Genomic DNA, 23815 nt, shown 5'->3' with positions numbered 1-23815 from the left:
TCAAAGGGGGATAACATCATGTATCAAAGGAAACCAGAATGGCTAAGAGTAAAAATAAGGGGAGGAGAAATTTCTGGTAACGTTCAGGAAATATTAAAGAAGTATTCATTAAATACAGTTTGCAGAGAAGCAAATTGTCCAAATAGAATGGAGTGTTTTAGTAAGAGAACAGCTACTTTTATGATACTTGGTAAACATTGTACACGTAATTGTACTTTTTGTAATGTGACAAAAGAAAAACCAGAGGTGGTTGATATAAACGAACCACATAATGTAGCACAAGCTATTGATAAGTTGAATCTTAAACATGCAGTTATAACATCTGTAACAAGAGATGACCTTAAAGATGGGGGAGCAGGACATTTTGCAAAAGTAATAGATGAGATAAAAAAATTAAATAAAAACATTACTGTAGAGGTACTTATACCTGATTTTAAAGGTGATGAGGAAGCTTTAAAGAAGGTAGTGGATTCTAAGCCAAATGTAATAAATCATAATGTAGAAACAACGCCAAGACTTTATAAAGAGGTAAGACCTATGGCAGTATACAATAGGTCATTAGAGCTTTTGGAGAAAGTAAAGGAAATGGACGATTCTATAATGACTAAATCCGGGTTTATGCTTGGACTTGGTGAAAATGAAGAAGATGTAGTTGGAATACTTAAAGATTTAAAGAATGTTAATTGCGAAATTGTGACTATTGGACAATATTTACAACCTTCTCCAAAACATCACGAGCTAGTAGAATATATACACCCTGATATATTCAAGAAATATGAAAAAATAGCTTTAGATATGGGATTTAAACATGTTTTTTCTGATCCTTTAATTAGAAGCTCATATCATGCAGAAGAGGTGTTTAATTCTTAATTCTATTTGTCTATCAAAATGAAAAAATTCTCAAAATGGAACTGAAAAAGTATCGTTTTGAGAATTTTTTGCTTTTACTCTTTAAAACATCTAAAAAAAATAACAAGTCCATATACTAGTTTGTTTTCTGTAATACTGTGTCCACAGAACCCTTAGATAGCTTAAGCTTCTGCAGAATCTGTCTCATTGTCTTACAAAAAAATATCCGTCACATATTGGACTTGTTATTTTTTTAGATGCCTAAAACTAGTGGCATAAAAATTGCTTTTAAATGATAGCAGAGAAATTTATTTTAATATATAGAATATGATAAACTTGAGTTTTAAAATTTTGGGGGGATTATTATGCATATTCCAGATAACTATTTAAGTCCATCAACCTGTGCAGCAATGGGGGTTATAATGCTACCAGTGTGGACAAGAGCAGTAAAAAAAGTAAAGAAAGAAGTAAGCAAGAGAAAAATGCCTATACTGGGTGTTTGTGCAGCTGTTTCGTTTCTTGTAATGATGTTTAATATACCAGTTCCAGGGGGAACTACTGCTCATGCAGTGGGTGGAACATTAATAGCAATATTGGTGGGTCCATATGCGGCAACTATATCTGTCAGTATAGCATTATTGATTCAAGCATTATTCTTTGGAGATGGAGGAATACTTGCTTACGGAGCAAATACATTTAACATGGCTTTTGTGATGCCGTTTGTTGGATACTTTGTTTACAGATTTATAAAAAATAGAGTAAGTACAGAAAAAGGGGAATACATAGCAACTTTTATTGGTGGCTATATGGGAATATTAGCAGCAGCATTTTGTGCAGCTATTGAATTTGGAATACAACCACTATTATTTAAGGATGCAGCAGGTGCAGCAATTTATTGTCCTTATACATTAAGTGTTTCGGTGCCTGCTATGGTTTTGCCACATTTACTTGTAGGAATTTTAGAAGGTGCTATAACAGCTGGAGTTTATGCTTATATAAAAAAGATGTCTCCAGGTATTATATATGAAGGAAAGAAAACGAATAGAAAATCTTTATATGGACTTCTTGGTGCATTAATAGTATTATGTCCATTAGGGCTTTTAGCTAGCGGAACTGCATGGGGAGAATGGGATGCTGAGCAAGTAAAATCATTAGTTGGATATGTACCAAAAGCTTTTGAAAACGGATTTAATTTTAATGCAATAGCACCAGATTATGCTCCAAGTGTTATGCCTGAAAAAATAGGATATATTGTTTCAGCAGTAGCTGGAGTGGCAATTCTATTAATTATATTTAAAATAATTGCTTCGTTTAAAAAGGAAAAAGATTTGCAAAATAAAGCATCATAGAAAGAATAATGGAGCTTTGAGAATAGTTTTAAAAACATAGAATTTGTAATAATCTATTTTTTATTTATGTGCTTTTAAATTATATATCTTTAATTATAATTTAAAATATAACCTGTAAAGGTAGTAAGTAATATCTATTAAATAAAATAAAAAATAATATGCTTTAAATTGTTAATAGAAACACTAAATTTTACATAAGTAAAGTTTAGTGTTTTTGTTATTTCTTTTTTAATATTTAATTAGCTGTTTGTAATAAATACCCACTTATGACAATAGAATACCTACACTAAAGGCATAATCTGTCTAATATTTTTTAAAATTAAATCCATACTAAAAACAAAGATTATATTGTTTTGTAAAGTGAGGTGTGTATATGGAGAATAAAAAACTTATCTTACAACAGAATTTGGATAAAGTTAAGAATTTAATGGGAAATGGAATACAGCTAATAACTAAAAATTTTGTTATGGGAAGTAAAGAACCTATTGAAGCATATATTATTTATGTAAATGGTCTGGTAAATAAAGATATGATTGATAGGGATATTTTAAATCCATTAATGCTTCACATAGGGGAAAATTTAAGTAGTATACCCCAGGTTGAAGATTATGTATGTAAAAAATATATAACTATTAGCAACACGCAATTAGAAAAAGATATAAATAAAGCTGTAGATGCTGTAAAGCGAGGAAAAACTCTGATGTTGATCCAGGAAAGTAGCAGCTTTATTATAATAGACACAACAGGTGGAAACTTTAGAGCTATATCTGACCCTGTGAATGAAACTTCGTTAAGAGGTCCTAGAGATTCTTTTGTAGAAAATTTGGAAACCAATTTAAGTATTATAAGAAGAAGATTAAAAGATAGAAATTTAAAAATGGAAATATTCACTTTAGGCGAAAGATCACAGACAGATTTAGCTATTGTATATGTAGATGATATAGTTGATAAAAGTTTATTAAAAAAAATAAAAGATAGAATACAATCTATAAAGGTTGATAGTGTTTCATCAAGCGCTATGGTTGAACAGCTTATAGAGGAACATCCCTACAGTATTTTTCCACAAACTTTTGCTACAGAAAGACCAGATATAGTTCAAGCCAATTTATTAGAAGGAAGGATAGCTCTGATGCCAGAAGGAACTCCTTCTGTTATAACTTTACCAAGTTTATTTACAGATTTTTTTCAAACAGTAGAAGATTATTACCATAGAACAATAGTATCATCCTTTACTAGAATAATAAAATGTATAGCAGTTTTCATAGTAATCACACTTTCAAGTGTGTACATAACTTTAATAAAATTTAATTCAGAACTAATACCATTAACTTTTATACAATCTATTATTGAATCAAGAAAAGGTATAGCTTTAACACCGTTTATGTCCATATTGTCTATGAATTTGGTTATAGAATTTTTAAGAGAAGGAGGACTTAGATTACCAAGCAAAATAGGTCAAACTGTGAGTGTAGTAGGTGGAATTATTATAGGAGATGCAGCACTTAAAGCTAAAATTGTAAGTTCACTTACACTACTTGTAGTTGGTATTACAACTGTTGCATCTTTTTTAATACCTAATTATGAAATGTCTCTTTCTATAAGGCTGCTGAATTACCCCCTGTTAATATTAGCTAACTGGTTAGGAGCATTAGGAATAGCTATAGGATGGTTTTTTTTAATAGCTTATCTTTGTTCTTTAGATAGTTATGGGGTTCCTTATTTATCTTTCTATAAAGGTGATTTAAAAGACATTTTTATAAGAGCACCTATATGGAAAATGAATAAAAGACCTGAAGGTATACCTAATAACAATCCTGTCAGACAAAAGAATTTCAGATGGAAATTTAGGAGGAGCAAAAATGGGTAATAATAAGGAAAATACAATAACTATTACTCAATTTGCGGTTATATTATTAGGCAGCATGATTGGAATTGGAATATTGACTTTGCCTAATGATGTAGTGAAAGTTGCAAAGCAGGATGGATGGATTTCATGCATACTAGGTATAACATATCCCTTATATATGATCACTATGGCATTGTATATGAGTAATAAGTTTCCTAAAGATAATATACTAACGTTAAGCAAAAGGTGCTTTGGAAAAATTATAGGTGGAATTTTTAATTTTATATTTGTAATGTTTTTTTTATTTTTGCTTACAGAGGTAGCAGCAGGAACATGTAATGTTTTTTTAATATATATTGTAAATTTTTTGAGTAGGAAAAAAATAATGGCAATTATATTTTTAGTGCCAGCTTTTATTGCATATAAAGGTATTAATACTCTTGGTAAATTAGGAGAAATTATTTTTTGCTGTACTTTTCCTATACTCTTTATTCCTATAGCAGCCTTAAAACAGGGTAGTTTTTTAAATGTTATGCCTGTATTTAGTTCTGGAGTAATAAATATAATAAAAGCATCTAAAGAAACTGCATTTGCTTATTCTGGAATAGAAGTTATATTTTTGATATATCCTTTTTTAGAAAACAGGGAAAAAATTAAACGTTACAGCATAGGAGCTGCAGTGCTTACTTCAATTATTTATACTTGGATAACTTTTGTAACCATATTTTATTTGGGAATTGAAGTTATTCCCCAATTTTTATGGTCTGTTGTAACACTATCAGAGTCAGTAATAATACCTGTGATAAATAGCTTTAGATATATATTCATGATGTTATGGTCCCTTATAATGTTTAGGACCATGTCTAATTTTTATTTTGCACTGGTCCACGGATTAAGCCAATTTACTAAGCATATAAGTGGAAAACAATTTGTTCTTTTGATATATCCAATAGTTTTTTATTTATCTATGAAGTATGGAAATCCAACTATAAGAAGAAGTTTCTTAAGCAAAACAGTTCCTTTATATGTGCTCTTTAATTTAATATATGTTTCTGCTGTAGCCCTTTTACTCTTTATAAAAAAAGGAGATCAATATGAAAAAAAAGTTACACATTAAGTTTATTATTTCTATAATACTAAGTGGAATTTTGTTATGGAGCTTTATAGGATCTAAGGGTGAATTAGTAGAAAATCTATCTGTACCTATAGGAGTAGGAATGGATATAGTAAAAAACACAAAACAAGATGAATTATACAGGATTCCCATTGCATTATATGTATTTGATCCTTCTGGTAATACAACAAGTAGTGTTATTGTTGGAGAAGCTAGTACTATTGGAGCTACAAGGGAAAATAGACAGGTAAAAAATAATAAAAGATATTTATTAGGATTGGAAAAAGTATATGTAATAAGCGAAGGGTTTGCTAGAGATGGAGTTCATGAAATGATAGATATATTAGTTCATAATCCTCAAATAAATGATAAGGCTTTTATGACAGTGTGTAAGGGTAAATCTGAGGATATCTTAAAGCATAAAGTAGAAGGATATGCTAATTCAACAGAATTTATAGAAGGAATGATTAAAAATTCTAATTACTTTAATTTTTTTGCACCTCAGTATACCATGATGGATTTAGTAGTGAGAATGGACGCAGAAGGAAGAAGCACTATACTTCCATATTTGGAGATAAAGGAAAATGGTCTTGAAATTACAGGTGTTGCTGTATTTAAAAAGGATAAAATGGTGGCAAAATTAGATATTAGAGAAGCTAAAATAGCCAATTTGCTTAGAGAAAACAAAGTACAAGGTATGTTAAGTATACAAAAAAATTCAAAAGAATATATAAATTATTATGCAGAATCTAGAAGAAAAGTTAAGTGTTATAAAGAAGGTGAAAAATTCAAATTTGTAATAAATTTAAATTTAAAAGGTACTATAGCGTCAAATGAATTATATAAAAATTTTAATAAAGACCCTAAAGTATTAAAAGAGTTTATAAATGAAATGGAAAATTCAATAAAAAAAGAATGCAAAGATTTTTTAAGTAAGGCTAAATGTGAATATAAAGTAGATTTTTTGGATTTAGGAAGAGTAGCAGCAGCCAAATATGGAAGGGAAACAGGAGTAGATTGGAATAAGGTTATTTGTGAATCAGGTATAGAAGTAAATGTAAAAGTTAAAGTTGATACTGAAGGCAGGGGAGAATATTAAATCTTTAATGATTATTAAAAGGTGAAGAAATGATTAAACGTGTAAAGAATGCTATTAAGAATATAATTATTAAAATATCTATCGTAATGATTTTTTTGTGGAGTTTTATAGGTACTAAAGGTCAATTAATAGAGGACTTAGCTGTTCCTGTAGGTATAGGGTATGACTTAGAAAAAAGAAATAAAGGAGATGTATATTATAGCATTCCTATTGCTACATACATAAGTGATCCTTCGGGAGAGATAAAAAGTGAGGTTATTACTGGTAGAGCTAAAAATATAGGTGAAACTAGAGGTAAGAGACAATTAAGATCTGAAAAGAAATTTTTATTGGGATTAGAAAAAGTACTTATAATAAGTGAAAGTTATGCTCAATATGGTATTAATAATATTTTAGATATATTGTTAAATAGTCCCCAGGTAAATGATAGAGCGGTTATGGTAGTATGTAAGGGAAAAGCTGAAGATATTTTAAATTACAAAATTAAAGGATATTCAAATGCTGCAGACTATATAGAGTCATTAATTATAAATTCTAAATACTATAATTTTTTTTCTGGTGAATACAATTTTATAAATTCAATAACAAGAGTTGACGCTGAAGGAAGAAATTTAGTACTTCCTTATATAGAATTAAAAGAAAATTTACCTGAGGTTACGGGTATTGCCATATTTAAAGGCGATACAATGATAGGAAAATTAGATCTACAACAAGCTAAAATTGTAAATTTGATAAGAAAAGATAGTGGAGGAGGAATATTTACTATAAAAAAAGGATCTAAGAGGTATATAGACTATGAGACAAAGGTTAAGCGAAAGGTTAAATGTTATAAGCAAGGTGAAAAATATAAATTTATAATTGATTTGAATTTGAATGGTACTGTGGCATCAAATGAATTATATGAAAATTTTAATAAAGATCCAAAAGTTCAGAAAGAATTTGTTAAAGATATGGAAGAATCAATAAAAAAAACCTGTGAAGATTTTATAAATAGTACTAAATCTCAATATAAAGTAGATTTTTTAAGTTTAGGTAAATATGCAGCAGCTAAGTACGGGAGACATACTGGTGTAGATTGGAATAAGGTAGTAAGTGAATCTGACATATATGTAAATGTAAAAGTTAAAGTAAATGCTGAAGGTAGAGGAGAATATTAAAAAGGTATTATTAGTTTCAGTCATATAAAACAAAAGCAAATTTTGGGTATAAGTTTAGGAGAGAAATGAATGAATAATAAAGATATTTTTTTAACTGAAAATCAATTGACTTATATACTAGTTGGAAGCATGATTGGAAGTTCAGTGTTAACGTTACCTGCTGATGTTATAAAAGATGCTCAGCAGGATGGATGGATATCTTGCATATTTGGTTTAATATACCCTATATATATGCTCTTTATAGCAAACTATATGTATAAAAAGTTTCCTAAAGAAAATATATTAATTTTAAGTAAAAAGTGTTTTGGCAAAATCATAGGTACTATATTAAATTTTATATTTGTATCATTTTTTTTACTAATATTAACAGAAGCAGCTTCAGGAATAGCAAATTTACTTAAAATATATATGATATTTTTTCTAGATAAAAATAAAATTCTAATAACAATATTTTTACCAGCAGCTTTTGTTGCATATAAAGGAATTAAGCCTCTTGGAAAAGCTAATGAAATTATTTTTTATTTGACTGTTGTTTCATTTTTTATTCCTATAGTTGCCTTAAAAGAAGGTATGATAATAAATATAATGCCTGTATTTGGTTCTGGTGTAGTTAATATGGTAAAGTCCACAAAAGAAACTGCTCTTGCGTATTCTGGTATGGAGATTTTATTTTTGATTTATCCTTTTTTACAAGAAAATAAAAGTTTGAAGAAGTGTGGGGTAAGGAGCATATTAATTACAGGAACTGTATATACTTGGTTTACTTTTATTACTATATATTATTTAAGTATTGATATTGCTCCTAAGTTTATATGGCCTTTAGTCACTACAACGGAAGCTTTAACACTACCTATTATAAATAGTTTTAGATATGTATTTATAATAATGTGGACATTAATAATGATTAAAATTATAGCAAATTATTATTATTCATTTACTTTTGGGTTAAACGAAATAATTAAAAAAGTACAGAGAAAAGATTTTATTATTATTACATATCCTATAATTTTTTATTTATCCTCTAAATATGAAAACACTATAATAAGAGATGCCTTTGCTGGTAAGATTATACCTATATATGTGTTATTTAATTTGTCATATGTTTCTTTAATAGCATTTTTCATAAGTATAAATAATAGAAAAAATTTAATAGAAAAATAATTTATTTATTACGTTGAATATTTGCTATATATGAATTAAAATGATATTAGAATAGTTTCAATTTTTATTCCATTTGGGAAATGGGGATATGTTATGAGATTTGAACTGGTAAGAAATTTAAAGGGCGATGAAATATTAGGAAAAACTTTATTTGACGGATACGGGAAGGTATTACTTCCGTCAGGCACGAAATTAAATACTCCATATATAAATAGAATAAAGCAAAGTGGATTTTATTACATTTATATAGAAGACAAAGAATTGGATGATATAAAAGAAGATAAAAAAATTGATCAGTTAAAACAATCAACTATTGAAAGACTTCCTAATGTATTTACTAATATAATGCAGGGGAATAAAGATACTGTTGAAGAATCCTTTAAAATAGTAGAAGATTTAGCTGGATATATTGCTACAGAAGGTGATGTAAATACTAATTTATACGAGATTAGCAAATATGACAATTATACATATATTCATTGCGTAGATACAGCAATTATGTCTATATTTTTAGGCCGCTCTTTAGATCTAAAAATAGAAGATTTGACAGAATTGGGAATTTCAGCAATGCTCCATGATATAGGAAAGATAAAAATTTCAAATGAAATTATAAATAAAAAGGAACCCCTTACAAAGCAGGAGTTTGAAGAAATTAAAAAACATCCAGTATACGGTTACAGAATGTTAAAGGAGGCTGGAGTAGATAATAAAAACATTTTGTCTGCAGTAGTAGAACATCATGAAAGAGTAAATGGAAAAGGTTATCCGCTAGGGATAAGTGGAGATAAAGTCAGTGATTATGCAAAAATTATTAGTGTTTGTGATGTTTTTACAGCTTTAAGTGCTAATAGAAGTTATAGAGAAAGATATAATCCTAATGAAGCTTATGAATATATAATATCTAATGGAGATATTATGTTTGACACTAAAATAGTAGAAAAGTTCAAAGAAAATTTTTTTATTTATCCATTAGGTTGCTGTGTAAAGCTTTCTAATGGAATAGAAGGATATGTAGTGAAGCAAAATAAGTATTTTCCAGATAGGCCTGTTATAAGAGTTAACTATGATCATATTACAAAAGAAAAAATAAATAGTTATGAAATTGATCTACTGACAACTTTTAATACTATTATAGAATCACTTGTTTATTAGATTAAATTTGTACTAAAGCTATTTTGTAAGTATTTTAATTGTAAAAATTGTAATGTATATATAACTTTTTAGCGGTTTTTTATTGAAAAATTAAGCTTTGTTTTTAAGCTACTAGAAAAGTTATATATTTTATATTATTTTTCTAGTAAATTTAGAATAAATTATGGTATTCTATTTATAAGAATATTTTATAATTAATGTAAAATGTTTTTATCAATAAAATAAAGGAGATTTATATGCTATCATTGCAGGATAATTATAATCAATTAAAAAGTGATTATGAAAGCTATCAAAAAATGGCTGAAGGAATAATTCAAAAACAGAATACAAAAATAATGGAATTAGATAAAAAGTTGGATATGATGTCTCTTATAGTAGAAATTAGTGAGTATATAAATAAATATTTGGGAAGCAGTGAGATTGTTTCTATGATAAATGACATAATGATAGGAATTTTGGGAGTAACATATTCCAGTGTTTATTTGGTGCAAAATAGAAAATTAAAATTGAAGGTTTCTAATTTAAAGGATACTAGTCATCACTATATAATTAATGATTTTAATGAAAAAAATTCAAAATTAGCAATTGCTGTTTTTAACGATACTCAGAATATTTCTAAGGATAAAAGTATTCAAATACATTCTTCTATATTTATGCCAATCTATTTAAAAAATACTATCTTAGGTGCTATTGTAGTAGAACACAATAGACATAATTATTTGACACAGGAACATGTAAAACTTTTAACTGCTTTGAGTAATCATTTAGCTATATGTTTAGAAAATAATAGGCTTTATAATACAATAAGAGAAAACTCGCAAATAGATGGGTTAACCGGATTATATAATAGAAGTTATTTTTTTTCTATTATGGAGAACAAGTTTAAAAACTCCAAAGAAGAAATTGCAATAATTATGATAGATATAGACAATTTTAAAAAGTGCAATGATACTTTTGGACATCAATATGGGGATTATGTTTTAAAAACTATATCTAAGATTATAAAAGATAACCTTAGAAAAGATGATATTATAGCTAGATATGGCGGCGAAGAGATAATAGTTTATATGTTTGATATGAAAAATATAGATGATATATACCGCAGAATGAATTATATAAGAAAGCTTATAGAAGAAAGTAGAATAAGTTATAAAAGTATAAAATCTAATGTTACTGTTTCTATGGGAATAGGTATGAGTAAGAGTGTAGATGCTTCTTTAGAGAAAATTATAGAGAAAGCAGATTTAAATTTGTACAAGGCCAAAAACCTAGGAAAAAATAGAGTGATTTTTTAATAAAAAATATTATAATCTGTATAAAAATACTGTTTCAATTATGTAAACAGTATTTTTTAATGATTAAAATACTATTATTTTAAAAGCAGTAAGCGGTATTTATTAGATAAAACAAAAAAATAAGTTGTTTTAAATTTAGTATAATAAAATAGAAGGATCCGTTTTAATTTTTAAGACATAAATTATAAAATTATGTATGTGCGAAATATAAATAAGGTTAAAGTAATGTTTATAGGAAATAATAAAGGATAATGTTACTTTATATTGAATAATTTTAGTAAAAGAAAATAGGTTTTTATATATGTAATAAATTAGGATTGGGTGATAAGTATGGAGACAAAATGGACGCAGGAACAAAAAGAAGCGATTTTTACAAGAAACTGCAATCTTTTAGTAGCAGCAGGAGCAGGAGCTGGAAAAACAGCAGTACTTGTAGAGAGAATAATACAGAAAATAACAGATGATAAAGATGATGTTGATATAGATAAACTTTTAGTTGTTACATTTACCAATGCAGCGGCTGCTGAAATGAGAGAAAGAATTGGAGATGCTATTTCAAAGAAATTAGAGATTATGCCGGAGTCAAAAAATCTTCAAAAACAGCTTATGCTGCTTAACAAAGCAAATATAATGACTATACATTCTTTTTGTCTTCAAGTTATTAAAAGTAATTTTCATGTTATAGATTTAGATCCTAATTTTAGAGTTTGTGATGAAACTGAATCCATACTTTTAAAGCAGGAAGCTATTGATGAAATTTTTGAAGATAAGTATGAAGAAAATAATGAAGACTTTATAGAACTTATAAAATGTTATGGAGGCAAAAACGACTTTAAAGTTGAAAACATGATATTAGATTTATATGAGTTTGCTGAAAGTAATCCATGGCCTGAAAAGTGGATTTCCACTATGGTAGAAAGGTTTAATGTAGATGAGAATTTTAGTTTTGAAAAATCTCCTTGGTTTTCTGTAATTTCAGATTATATAATAATTGAAGTAAAAGGATGTAAAAGTAAGATAAATAAAGCATTAGAAATAGTGGAGAATGCTGAAGGAATAGATTATTATTTAGAGCCTATAAAAAAAGATTTAGAAAATATAAATAGTATAATGGAGTGCAGTGATTTAGAAGATTTAAAAGAACAATTTAATAATTTACAGTTTGAAAAGCTTCCTGTTAAAAGAAACAAAGATGCGGATAAAGAAGCAAAAGAAAAGGCTAAAAAAATAAGAGATGATGTGAAGAAGAAACTTACCGAAATCTCAGAAGATGTTTTTTTAAGAATTGATAACATGGGGAGAGATTTAAAAGAGATGCATCCTAAAATGAAGTGTTTAGGAAACATGGTAATGGAGTTTAATGAAAAGTATGAAGCTAAAAAGAGGGACAGAGGACTAGTAGATTTTAATGATATTGAACATTTTTGTCTTCAAATACTTATAGATACAGAAGAAAATGGGGAGGTGGTACCTTCTAAAATAGCACTTGACTATAAGCAGAAATTTGAAGAAATACTCATAGACGAATATCAAGATAGTAATGAAGTACAAGAAGTAATTATGAATGCTATTTCTAGAAAAAATGATATACCAAATATGTTTATGGTAGGAGATGTAAAACAAAGTATATATAGATTTAGGCAGGCTAAACCTGAATTATTTTTGGATAAATATAATAGGTATTCAGGTGATAAGGTTGGTAATGAGAGAAAAATAAAACTTTTTAAAAACTTTAGAAGTAGGTCTGAGGTAATTTTTGCAGTAAACTATGTGTTTAATCAAATAATGTCTAAAAACATAGGTGAGCTGGAATATGATGAAGGAGAAATGCTAGAAAGTGGGGCTAATTTTCCTGAATCAGAAGATAATGATATGAATGATGAAAGTAATATAGAACTTCATTTAATAGACAAAAAAGATAATGATATTGATGAAGAAAGTGCTTTGAATTCAGAAAGTGATTTGACTAGAAGTACGGATGAAGAAACTCCAGATAATATACAGATAGAAGGAAGATTAGTAGGAAGAAGAATACTAGACTTAATAAATAATGAGAATTTTAAAGTGTATGATAAAAATGAAAAAGGGTATAGACATGTTACATATAAAGATATAGTTATTTTACTTAGAACTACATCTAATTGGGCACCAACTTTTGTAGAAGAACTTCAAAATTTGGGTATACCAGTATTTGCAGATACTAATACTGGATATTTTGATAATGTAGAAATAAGAACAATAATATCTCTGCTTCAGATAATTGATAATCCTATTCAAGATATACCATTGTTATCAATACTTAGATCTCCTATAGAGGGATTTTCAGCAGAAGAAATTATAGATATAAGAATGGTAGATAGGGATATAAATTTTTATAATGTACTTAGAATAATAGTAGAAAGTGATGATACAGATGATAGGGTTAAACATATAAGTAAAGAACTTAAGGAGAAAATAAATAATTTTCTTAGCAAACTTAATAAGTGGAGAAAAAAATCTTTGTATATGCCTATTGATGAGTTTATATGGTATGTATATATCGATACAGGTTATTATGGATTTGCAGGTGCTATGACTGGGGGAAAACAAAGGCAGGCTAATTTAAGAATTTTGTTCCAAAGAGCTAAGCAATATGAAAGTACCAGTTATAAAGGGCTGTTTAATTTTATAAACTTCATAAATAAGTTAAGAAACAGCAGCGGAGATATGGGAAGTGCTAAAATTCTTGGAGAAAATGAAGATGTTGTAAGAATTATGAGTGTGCATAAAAGTAAAGGACTAGAATTTCCAATAGTTATACTTTCAGGAACAGGTAAAAATTTTAATTTTATGGATATGAATAGAAGTGTGCTTTTTCATGGAGAATTAGGATTGGGACCGGAATATGTAAACACAGAAAGAAGAATAAGCTATCCAACTATTGCTAAGCAGGTACTTAAAAAGAAAATAAAAGTGGAAACCTTATCTGAAGAAATGAGAATATTATATGTAGCACTTACAAGAGCAAAGGAAAAACTTATAATAACGGGTTCTGCTAAGGATTTAGAAAAATCTTCGGAAAAATGGTGTGAAGCTTTAAAATATGAGGACAATAAAATACCTGAATATATAGTTATAAATGCTAAGAATTATTTGGATTGGCTGGTACCTGTTATAGCTAGAAATTGCTCTGGAAAAGTCATAAGAGAAATATGTGGTGCAAATGAATTTGAACACTTGATAGAAGATAAATCTAAATGGTATGTTAAGCTTTGGAAAAAGGAAGAATTTAAAAGTACTTTACATGATGAAAATGAAAAAGAGGATATAGTTGAAATAGTAAAGAATGAAAGTTTAAAAAGCGATACTAGTGAATATTATGAGGAAATTAACAGGAGACTTAATTGGCAGTATAGATATAAGGAAGCGTGCAGTATACCTTCAAAGTTTTCTGTATCAGAGCTAAAAAGAAGATTTGATTTTTTAGCAGCAGATGAAGGAAGTTCATCTTTAGTTAGTTCTAATAAGTTAAGTAAACCTGTGTTCCTTCAAGAAACAAGAAAGCTATCTGCAGCGGAGAGGGGAACATTAATTCATACTGTTATGCAACATATAGATTTGGAGAAGGTTTCCTGTCTGGAGGAAATTATAAGTCAGATAAATGATTTAGTAAATAGAGAATTTATAAGAAAAGAAGAAGTTAAGTCAATTGATGTAAATAAAATATTAAAATTTTTCAAGTCCACTTTGGGAGAAAGAATGATAAAATCAAAAAAAGTGTTTAGAGAGGTTCCATTTATTATAAATTTGGATAGCACAGAACTTTATAAGGATTTATCAGAGGACATATATGAGGATGAAAAAGTACTTTTACAGGGAATAATAGATTGTTATTTTGAAGAAGATGATGAATTAGTGCTTTTAGATTATAAAACAGATTATGTAGAGGATTTAAATAAGGTTAAAGAAAAATATTTAGTTCAAATTGAATATTATAAAAATGCACTTGAAAGGTTAACAGGAAAAAGTGTGAGAAATAAATATTTGTACCTATTTTTTAATGACAATATAGTAGAGCTTTAGACAATAATTCAACTTTTATATTTTAAGCATAATGCGACATAAGGTAAAGTGGCAGTTTGGATTTCAACTTTTACTCCGTGATATATGATAAGTGTTTCATCACTGCTAAATATTTCTAATTATTCTAAAGCTCAAAGTTTTTGAAAACCTAAGAACTTTGTCAAACTCGGTTCCCTCAAACAAGACTAAAGTTCTAAGGCTTTCAAAAACTTTGAGCTAAGAATAATAAGAAATAATTTAGCTAATGTGATGAAACACTTATCATATATCACTACATAAAAGTTAAAATCCAAACTAGTAACTTCAGTTGTACACATTTAGTTGCATTGTTGTAAGTAATTTTAATAAATTGGAATTTGTATTACTTATCGGAATTATTACATCACACCCATTAGGGTATTTTTACTTGTTCCAATTCTAATGGTTCAAGCGATAATATTTCTTTACCTAATGACCTTGCATATTCGATTTCATTTCTTGTACTATTACCAATGTAACCATTAACATTGACTACATAAATAGCATCACTTATATCTATTTTTCTGCGATGAATTTTACCTAATAATTCAGTGTCAAGACCTCCATATTTTTTTCCATCCACAATATAGACACATTGAATTACTGCATATCCATCTTTTAATTCTAATTCCTCTGAAATTTGTATCATTTCTCTTGAAAATCTCATACTCCCACATATTGTAATTACTTTGATATCATTCATATTAATACCTCTTTTCCAAATCTAATCTATAATCTTTGTTTTATGATAACATTATTCATTTCTACCATCTCTACAAATTACTATTTATAATACTTATCCTTAAGGTAGAATTTGTTATTTCTTGTTTGCTTTTCTCGTTAGAAACAATAGTGGATAGGCAGCCTGTTTTATTTACTTGCGCACTGGTCTGATATACTTGAAAAAACGTTCCGGATTAAAATAAAAGTAAATTATTCTACCAGGGGAAGTATCAAAGCAGTAATCAGTACCTGTAAAATCAAAAGTTGCCATTGCCTTTTCAATTTTTTCCTCCACACTACGATTTTCCTGTTCATAATCGAATGGTCCATGTTCAAAAACAATATACTCGGCTTCAGGAACATCAATCATAAGCATTTGTGGTGGTACTTCGCCTTTATAATCAAGAGGAAGACGCACACCGTAACACTCTGTACGTGGAATACCCCAATCGCAGAGTCTGCCGTCCGGGTCATTAATGTATGCCATAATTTGACCACTTCCGCTGTTACATTCGCTCCCACCATCATCATCCAATTTGCCCTTGATACTATCCAGTAAGCCACAAATTGTTTCGTAGTCCTGTCCTGGAATAAGACTTTGCTTTTGCCAAAAATCCCAATACCCATTACTTTCATAGTTTTTAATGTGCAAAAATTTGTGTGCAGGAATGGTTACAAAATAAATTTTAACATCATCTGTAGATTTCATCATACCAATCTCTCCAAATCCTAAAAAGTAGCGGTCGAAAGGGTTTATTTTTGTACGAAGAACTACAGGCTTAGGCTTTTTTCGATATTCACTTGGAGTTACACAATATGTTTTCTTAAAGGCTCTGGTAAAAGCTTCATGTGATGAAAAGCCATAATCAAAGGCAATATCCAAAATGCTTTTTTCACTATCCCGAACCTCCTTTAGTGCAAAGGCTAATTTTCTATGACGCAGATAATCCCTAAATTGCATACCTGATATTTCTTTGAATTTTTTCGTTGTATAAAATTCCGAATAACCTAGTCTGCGAGAAAGAAAGTGTAGTGTCAAGGCTTCATTATTATAATTTTTAATACATTTATCAATTTCATCAATGATTATTTGAATTTGCTTCTGCCACTGGTACATTCGTTTGTTCACCTCGTTTCAACCGTCCTACATTTATTATAAAGAACTAGATAGATTACTGCTTGATTTTACTTGCTGTTATTTCATTCTTTTAATTGTTTCATCAAATGAAATACATTCTGCATATCTTCCATTCCACATAAATTCATTGTAATATTGATAACTTTGCTTAGCTGACATAAATTTATTATTAATTGTTGTATTTGAATATGCTGGAACTATAATATTAAATCCGTGTTCAAATCCGCATTTTATAGTAGCATCAATGCAATAATCTGTTTGAAGCCCTACAATGATTATATCTTTTTCTCCCTTATCCATTAAATATTCCAGTAATCCTGTTTCTTTAAAAGCGCTATTAACCTTTTTATCAAATATTTTTTCATTACTCATTGGTTGGAAATTCTCATATATTTCAAAGCAATCATTTCCTTTTGTTAATTCATTTCCTATTCCATCATCATGACGTACATATATTACTTCAATATTGTTTTCCCTAGCTGTATGTATTATTTCTTTAATATTAGATACAAACATATCAAATTTATATAATTTTTCAGTGATTATTAATTTTTGTGTATCAATTACTAATAAAACCATGTTTATATTCCTTTCAAAGTTACTATTTTGTAGTGAAGATTCAATCTTATAATTTAAATATATCTTCTAGGTTTATAGATATATTTGGAAAAACTGTACTTATATAATTATCATTATTTTTAAAAACATTTGTTATTTTATATTGATTATCTATTAATGAATATTGTACTATATACCCTTCTTGTTCAACTATATTATATTCAAGAACACCAAATCTTTGATAAACATCTAACTTTGTTATATAGTCATGAGTTGCAGTACTTTTTGAAATAATTTCAAATATAACCTTTGGAGCTGAGGTGAAACTTTCACCTTCTCTAGTAGATTTTTCACACATTATAAATACATCTGGTTTATACTTATAAACTTCTTCATTATTTTTAAAAATTACTTCAATAGATTCCGTATATACATCACATTTGCTTTTATCAAGAAATGTCATTAATTTAAAATTTAGTCTTGATATTATTTTATTATGTTGAATAGAAGTATTAGATGATAATACAATATATCCATTACTATACTCAGCTTTACCATTATAATTAGCCTGAATATTTTCGAAATCATTTTCTGTGTAGTGTATATTCTTAGCATACATACTGCTTCACCTCTTTTTATCTTTAATATAATTATAACAAAATACATCAGTTTTATAAGCTACTATTTATAAATATTCTTCTATACTTTCCGTACATTTTTCTAATTCACCATCAATTGAATAATGCAGTGTTTATAAAAATTATTCGCTTTCTAATTATTTCGTTAAATAAGAATAAAGTAAAAGAAGTTAGCTATCTGTTAATGCAATACTATATTTATACAGATATTCATTTTCCTCTTCATCAAAAATAGTTCCTAATAATTTACCGTTGTTTTTTTCTATAATTTTCTTTGAGGCTATATTAGTTATATTACAAGTTAAGATTGCTTCATCTATTCCTATATTTACAGCTTCATTTAATGCTAATTTTAAAATTTGAAAACCATATCCTCTAGTTCTATAGTCTGGTGATATATCATAGCCTATATGACCAGCACATTCTACCTCTTGATGTCTAATTCTTACTACTCCAACAACTTCTTTTTTATCAATTAGCCAAAATGTTGAAGTTGCAACCTCACCTTGGGGTAAGTCATTTCCCTGGGAGTAATTGTGCAGATCATTTAAATAATCTTGGAAACTTTCTAATGCCTTCTTATATTTATCAAAATAAAATTCATCGTTTATTTTTTTGTATGCTAGAGCATAATTTTCAAAACTCTTTTGATATTTTTTATTAGGTTTAACTAAAAATAATTCTTTCATAAACTGTCTCTAGTGAGAGAGTGTATAATAAGTACCAAACCATCACTAAAGTTAACCTCCTTTCTACTTATACAATTTTATGTGTATAACATGGTAATAACTTTGTTGATAATTCGTTATATAAGAACTATATGAACTTATAAGACATTTCTCCAGTTACATCTTTGAATCCATATTTTTCATATAGCCTTCTACCAGCGTCAGTAGTATTTAAAGTAACTTTTGTATATCCTAAGTTTTTTGCATGTTCCATAATATTACTTAAAAGTTTATTTCCTAACCCTTTATTTCTATATTCTGGGATAGTATACATATCTGTAATTAATGCTATTTTCCCATCTAAATTAAAAAGCGAAGGGCAGATGTTATAAAAGCACATAATACTTATTGCAACAGTATTTTCATTTTCCTCTGCCAAAAACGCCACAACGTTTCCATTTAATAAACCATCATTGTAATAGCATTTTAATGTTTGTGAATACTTATCCCAATTATAATTTTCAATATTCTTTTTTGCCTCGTTAAGTAATTTTATTCTTAATTTTACAAGACTATTTATATCGTTAATAGTTGCTATTCTTATCATTTCAATCTCCTAATAAAAACTTATTTTTTTCCTTCTTATGCAATATAATAGTGTTGTGAATTAACTTTTCTTAAAAATACTTATTGTGTACTATAAACTTTCTGAAGATGAATAGGTAACTTTCTCAATGTTATGATTTGGAATACCTGTAGCACATAATGATATAGTACATCCTATTAGATAGGTTGCTAAATAAACAAGCCATTTTCTTTTTACTTTAGGAGGTTTTTTAATAAAACTTTCTACCCATTTAATAGATTTTTTTTTATTCATATTTCTACCTTCTATATTCAAATGGACTTTAATAAGTTGTACCCATTCTTATTTTTATATTAATCAATGCATGAATGGAACTTTATCTGAAATTATATGTAATGTAAATAACAAGTGTATAACTACAATATATAAACACCATATTACCATGACTAATATTGCAAAAATAGCACAATTACCTCTAATCTTACCTATATAAAGGTTATTTGATTCATTAGGCTGTTTAGGTTGTTTAAATTGATAATATAAATATCCACCAAATAGTGATAAGGAAATAGCATTTATTTTCATTGGAATCAAGTAAATAAGGTTTGGAATGCCTGTGTAGCATAAAGATATAATATATCCTATAATGTATAATATTACATATGCTTTCCAGGTTCTTTTCTTTTTCTTTGGCTTTTTTATAAAATTCTCTCTCCATTTAGTAGCTTTCTTTTCTGTACTCATATAATCTACCTTCTTTTTCAACAGAGATTGTCAGCTAACTTCCAATTTCTGTAAGAAGTCATATTGTTAAGTTTTGGCTGAGCTTACTTATATTTAAAGCTAGCTTTTTTTCAAAAGTCCAAATATACCTATGAATGGATATATATTGGTTACTATATTATATGTCTCTAATATATGCATAACTATAAGAAATACTACTGATAAAGCAGATAATACAACTCCAAAAACAAATCCTCGCCAACGAGGGCTTAAAGTGTCTTTTATGTCCACAGGTGGAGCTGTTAGTGATTCTCCTATGATTGCACATAAAAGTATAACATCATATTTAAAAGGAATTAAATAGTCAACACTTGGAACACCTGTAACACATAAGGATATAATATACCCTATAATATATCCAATTAAATAAGCATGCCATTTTTTTCTTATTTTTCTTTTTATCTTAGGCGGTTTCTTAATATACTTTTCTCCCCATTTAGTAGGTTTTTTTTCTGTGCTCATACAATTTCCCTTCTTCTAATTTTACTTTTTATCCGTATCAGGTTTTGGTTGTAATGAATCTATTGTACTATTGGTATTTCTAAAATCTACACCAGTATAAAAGGTATTTTTTGAAAGTTCCAATTTATTAAGTAAGGGATGCTCTGTAACTTTGTGGTATAAAATCATAGGTGTTGTAGTGGTTAAATCTGCTACTTTTGCAGTGTCTGTTGTTGTAACAACTGTAATTTTAGCACCATTTTTTATTGTTTCTTCAACTGTTTGCTTAGTTATATTTTCTACAGGTAGGTTTAATTTTTCTGCTTTTGACACATTAACTGGCCTTGGGAATAGTTTAACTTTATCCTCTAAGTTAGTATATCTTGAAAGAGTTTTAAAATCTTCTGTTATACAAATTCCTGCAGTACCTAAACCAACTAAATTATAATATTTTTCTCCGTTTATATTACCAAATGCTTTTTTGTAAGTTAATTCTTTTAAAGGGTTATATACAACTATTTGAGGATATTTAATATTTACAAACTTAGTGCCAGCTTCAAACATATTACTACTACCTTCAGCTCTTAAATAAGTCCCTGTAGTGAATAATCCTCCACCAACGATTGTTCCCAGAGCAATTTTGGATTTAGATTCTAATTTATTCTGTGGTATTAAAGTTGTTCCATTTGAAAATGCAGAAGCATAGAGTATTTTCTTACCAGCACTCATGAATGTTTTTCCTAAACCATTTTCTGTATATCCACCTATAAATTCACAAGATGCATCCCATATTGTAGCTATGTTATTCTTCCAATTAACATATTTACCACTGGTTATATTTGCTATTTTTTTTGCCAATTCACGCTCAAAATAATCTCTACCGTGGAGCTTCCAGAACATTATACTATCCTTATCAGTGATTCGACTATTTGGATACTTATCAAACCATTTTAATTCATCTGCTAAATAGTTAATTCGATTTAAGGTGTCTTTATCAATATTTGATATATCAATTGCTTTGCCTGTTTTAGGATCTATAATATAAGTTACAGATGATGGAGCGTTCATACCTATCAAGTTCATAAATTGAGATAAATTCTGATTTTCTCTTACTACTTGATTTTTTAATTGAGCATATTTCTCTTCACCTAATACTTTTTCTACATATGCTAACATCTCTTTTTCTTCATTAGTCAAGCTATCGGGATTTTTTAACATTAACTGCAGTACTTTATTCTTATCTACTTGTCCATCTTCTGAAATAATTTGCATACCTCTTATTTGAGATATTCCTCCAGTTATTCCTGATATCTTTGAAAATACGGAACATATATTATATTCCATATCTCGTACACTATTACAATATGCATTAAATGAATCATTAAATTCTGTCAAACTTGTTGTCTGGTTTCTAAGTGAGTTTTGTAAATTGATAACATCATCTGCAATTGGAAATGTTGTAAATGTCAGGCTGTTTACCAAACTTAGTATTTCTACAAATTTAGAATTCATTTGTTTATAGTAATCTATACATTCACTAACATTATTATTTATTGGAAACTGTCCTCCATATTGAAGTGAAATAATTCCTGTATCGTCATTTGTAAGAGCTACTCCGCCTCTGCTCCTTTTAATGCAATTTTCAAAGTCCTCACATCTTTTCTTCATTTTCTAAAGCATTTTTCTCATATTTCATTTGTTCTATGAAGTTTGTATAAAATTGCTGCTTTTTAATATGATTTTCCATAAATTTATCTTTTGCTTCACCTGACCAATCTTGGTCAGTAAGTTCTTTAATTGCATTGTTGATGTTTTCTTTTTGTTCTTCTAAATCCTTTATTACATTTTCATATTGACTTATTGACTTATTGCATTAGTTAACTTCCCTATGTCTAAACTGAAATCCATTTATTTACCCCCATATGCTAATTGCTTTATTATGCATAAATGTAATTTTTACACTAATATTCATATACCTCTTTATTTTAATTTTAATTCACATATATGTCAATTATACCTTATTTTACCGTACATATTAAAAACGCTTTAATGAATTTTGAATTGAACTCAAATACAAAAATATTGACCTTTCCCTTTTACAAAATGAAGTTTTTCTTAATTGGCTAATATTAACAATATAATACACTGCATTATTCAAGTTTCAAAGAACGATTTTACATACTGTTTTCAAAATGTGATGTAACTGCATGTAAAGCGAATACGAACAATATAGTGTTAGAAATATCTATGCTTTTTATATAATTATAAAAAATATATGGATAATATGGTATAATTTTCATAAAGTTAAGTCACAGTCGTAATCAAAAGTAAATTGTAGATTAAATAATTGGTCTATATATAATAGTGGAGTAACGGGAGGCGGAAAATGCGATTAACAGAAGAACTTATAAATCAAGGATTTTCATTGCAAGATGTAATCATTGATGATTTGGGAGATTACATAAATGTTAAAAGGGTTTGTTATAAAAATTACGTTGATGAATATTACGGGGGATGGATTGAGAATACTCAAATTAAAATGAACACTGGAGCTTTTAATAATATGATGAAAGAAACGTGCTTTCAGAAATTACTACTAAATAATTTACCTGTAGGTTTTTTTGCCTATAACGAGCTAGATGATAAAATTGAAGGCATTTCTATTCAAATGCTTGAAGTAGCTCAATGTAGAGGTGTAGGTTCATTTTATTTGCAATATATTACATCACTTTCTAAAAAAGCGAATAAACCTATATTTCTAAAAGTATTTAAGTCTAATCCTGCCCAAAAGTTATACAAACGATTTGGATTTAATAAGTATAGTGAAACAGAAACACATTATTTAATGAGGTATAATCCAATAGAAAGTGAATAATTTCATGTAAACAATGGAGTTTTTAATAAAATAAAAAAGTAAGTTGTTTTAAATTTAGTATAAAAAAACAACAGGCTTCTCCTTAATTTTTAAAAGCTAAATTATAAAATTATCAATATTAATATGTACAACTGAAGTTACTAGTTTTGATTTTAACTTTTACGCAGGGATATAGGATAAGCGTTTACTCACATTAGCTAAATTGTTTTCTTATTAGTCTTAGCGAGAAGTTAAGGAAAGCCTTAGAACTTTAGCCTTGTTTGAGGGAACCGAGTTTGGCAAAGTTCTTAGGTTTTCATTAAT

21 protein-coding genes are annotated in these 23815 nt (G+C 28.0%); 11 read left to right on the top strand and 10 right to left on the bottom strand.

Going from position 1 to position 23815, the window contains the following annotated elements; all coding sequences use genetic code 11:
- Window positions 1-15: 15 nt before the first annotated feature.
- The 10 genes from lipA to addA all read left to right on the top strand — a co-directional run bounded on the left by lipA (window position 16) and on the right by addA (window position 15084).
- Complete coding sequence (gene lipA, locus HBE96_RS04675) at window positions 16-870, top strand: lipoyl synthase (RefSeq protein WP_342590154.1); 855 nt, start codon at window positions 16-18, stop codon at window positions 868-870.
- Between the two features lie 344 nt (window positions 871-1214).
- Entirely contained in the window at window positions 1215-2198 is a 984-nt protein-coding gene (cbiM, locus tag HBE96_RS04670; RefSeq protein WP_169296594.1) for a cobalt transporter CbiM, read from the top strand.
- A gap of 373 nt (window positions 2199-2571) precedes the next feature.
- Window positions 2572-4065 carry a spore germination protein gene (locus tag HBE96_RS04665; protein WP_169296593.1) on the top strand — a complete coding sequence of 498 codons (1494 nt, stop codon included), beginning with the start codon at window positions 2572-2574 and terminating at the stop codon, window positions 4063-4065.
- Window positions 4058-5161: a GerAB/ArcD/ProY family transporter gene (locus HBE96_RS04660; RefSeq protein ID WP_169296592.1), complete on the top strand. Its 1104-nt coding sequence runs from the start codon at window positions 4058-4060 to the stop codon at window positions 5159-5161. The genes HBE96_RS04665 and HBE96_RS04660 overlap by 8 nt, the downstream gene beginning before the upstream one ends.
- Complete coding sequence (locus tag HBE96_RS04655) at window positions 5139-6257, top strand: Ger(x)C family spore germination protein (RefSeq protein ID WP_169296591.1); 1119 nt, start codon at window positions 5139-5141, stop codon at window positions 6255-6257. Before HBE96_RS04660 ends, HBE96_RS04655 begins: the two co-directional genes overlap by 23 nt.
- A gap of 29 nt (window positions 6258-6286) precedes the next feature.
- Complete coding sequence (locus HBE96_RS04650; RefSeq protein ID WP_169296590.1) at window positions 6287-7414, top strand: Ger(x)C family spore germination protein; 1128 nt, start codon at window positions 6287-6289, stop codon at window positions 7412-7414.
- Window positions 7415-7483: 69 nt separating this feature from the next.
- Complete coding sequence (locus HBE96_RS04645; RefSeq protein WP_169296589.1) at window positions 7484-8575, top strand: GerAB/ArcD/ProY family transporter; 1092 nt, start codon at window positions 7484-7486, stop codon at window positions 8573-8575.
- A gap of 93 nt (window positions 8576-8668) precedes the next feature.
- Window positions 8669-9727, top strand: a complete 1059-nt coding sequence (locus HBE96_RS04640) for an HD-GYP domain-containing protein (protein ID WP_169296588.1) — start codon at window positions 8669-8671, stop codon at window positions 9725-9727.
- 236 nt (window positions 9728-9963) lie between these two features.
- The gene (locus HBE96_RS04635; protein WP_169296587.1) at window positions 9964-11022 is read left to right on the top strand and encodes a sensor domain-containing diguanylate cyclase; all 1059 of its coding nucleotides are present in this window, start codon (window positions 9964-9966) and stop codon (window positions 11020-11022) included.
- A gap of 330 nt (window positions 11023-11352) precedes the next feature.
- The gene (gene addA, locus HBE96_RS04630; protein WP_169296586.1) at window positions 11353-15084 is read left to right on the top strand and encodes a helicase-exonuclease AddAB subunit AddA; all 3732 of its coding nucleotides are present in this window, start codon (window positions 11353-11355) and stop codon (window positions 15082-15084) included.
- 391 nt (window positions 15085-15475) lie between these two features.
- On the opposite strand, the gene HBE96_RS04625 is transcribed toward addA, so the two are convergent.
- The 10 genes from HBE96_RS04625 to HBE96_RS04580 all read right to left on the bottom strand — a co-directional run bounded on the left by HBE96_RS04625 (window position 15476) and on the right by HBE96_RS04580 (window position 22305).
- On the bottom strand, window positions 15476-15769 hold the full coding sequence (locus tag HBE96_RS04625; RefSeq protein WP_206154830.1) for a hypothetical protein: 294 nt from the start codon (window positions 15767-15769) through the stop codon (window positions 15476-15478).
- A 207-nt stretch (window positions 15770-15976) separates the two neighbouring features.
- Entirely contained in the window at window positions 15977-16942 is a 966-nt protein-coding gene (locus HBE96_RS04620; protein WP_169296585.1) for a helix-turn-helix transcriptional regulator, read from the bottom strand.
- 78 nt (window positions 16943-17020) lie between these two features.
- Entirely contained in the window at window positions 17021-17542 is a 522-nt protein-coding gene (locus HBE96_RS04615; RefSeq protein WP_169296584.1) for a cysteine hydrolase family protein, read from the bottom strand.
- A gap of 46 nt (window positions 17543-17588) precedes the next feature.
- Entirely contained in the window at window positions 17589-18140 is a 552-nt protein-coding gene (locus tag HBE96_RS04610; protein ID WP_169296583.1) for a Uma2 family endonuclease, read from the bottom strand.
- A gap of 189 nt (window positions 18141-18329) precedes the next feature.
- The gene (locus HBE96_RS04605; protein WP_169296582.1) at window positions 18330-18848 is read right to left on the bottom strand and encodes a GNAT family N-acetyltransferase; all 519 of its coding nucleotides are present in this window, start codon (window positions 18846-18848) and stop codon (window positions 18330-18332) included.
- 127 nt (window positions 18849-18975) lie between these two features.
- Window positions 18976-19434, bottom strand: a complete 459-nt coding sequence (locus tag HBE96_RS04600; RefSeq protein WP_169296581.1) for a GNAT family N-acetyltransferase — start codon at window positions 19432-19434, stop codon at window positions 18976-18978.
- Window positions 19435-19524: 90 nt separating this feature from the next.
- A complete protein-coding gene (locus HBE96_RS04595; RefSeq protein WP_169296580.1) occupies window positions 19525-19707 on the bottom strand; it encodes a hypothetical protein in 183 nt (60 codons plus the stop codon).
- 63 nt (window positions 19708-19770) lie between these two features.
- A complete protein-coding gene (locus tag HBE96_RS04590; protein ID WP_169296579.1) occupies window positions 19771-20157 on the bottom strand; it encodes a hypothetical protein in 387 nt (128 codons plus the stop codon).
- A gap of 99 nt (window positions 20158-20256) precedes the next feature.
- Window positions 20257-20658, bottom strand: coding sequence for a hypothetical protein (locus HBE96_RS04585; protein ID WP_169296578.1), 402 nt, complete (start codon window positions 20656-20658; stop codon window positions 20257-20259).
- A gap of 21 nt (window positions 20659-20679) precedes the next feature.
- On the bottom strand, window positions 20680-22305 hold the full coding sequence (locus HBE96_RS04580; protein WP_169296577.1) for a hypothetical protein: 1626 nt from the start codon (window positions 22303-22305) through the stop codon (window positions 20680-20682).
- Between the two features lie 718 nt (window positions 22306-23023).
- Here HBE96_RS04580 and HBE96_RS04575 point away from each other — a divergent pair.
- Window positions 23024-23512: a GNAT family N-acetyltransferase gene (locus tag HBE96_RS04575; RefSeq protein ID WP_169296576.1), complete on the top strand. Its 489-nt coding sequence runs from the start codon at window positions 23024-23026 to the stop codon at window positions 23510-23512.
- Window positions 23513-23815 lie beyond the last annotated feature (303 nt).

Source organism: Clostridium muellerianum (genome assembly GCF_012926525.1).
GTDB lineage: Bacteria > Bacillota > Clostridia > Clostridiales > Clostridiaceae > Clostridium_AM > Clostridium_AM muellerianum.
Note: the sequence above shows the minus strand (reverse complement) of the source record. Positions and strands in the feature narration are given on the sequence as shown.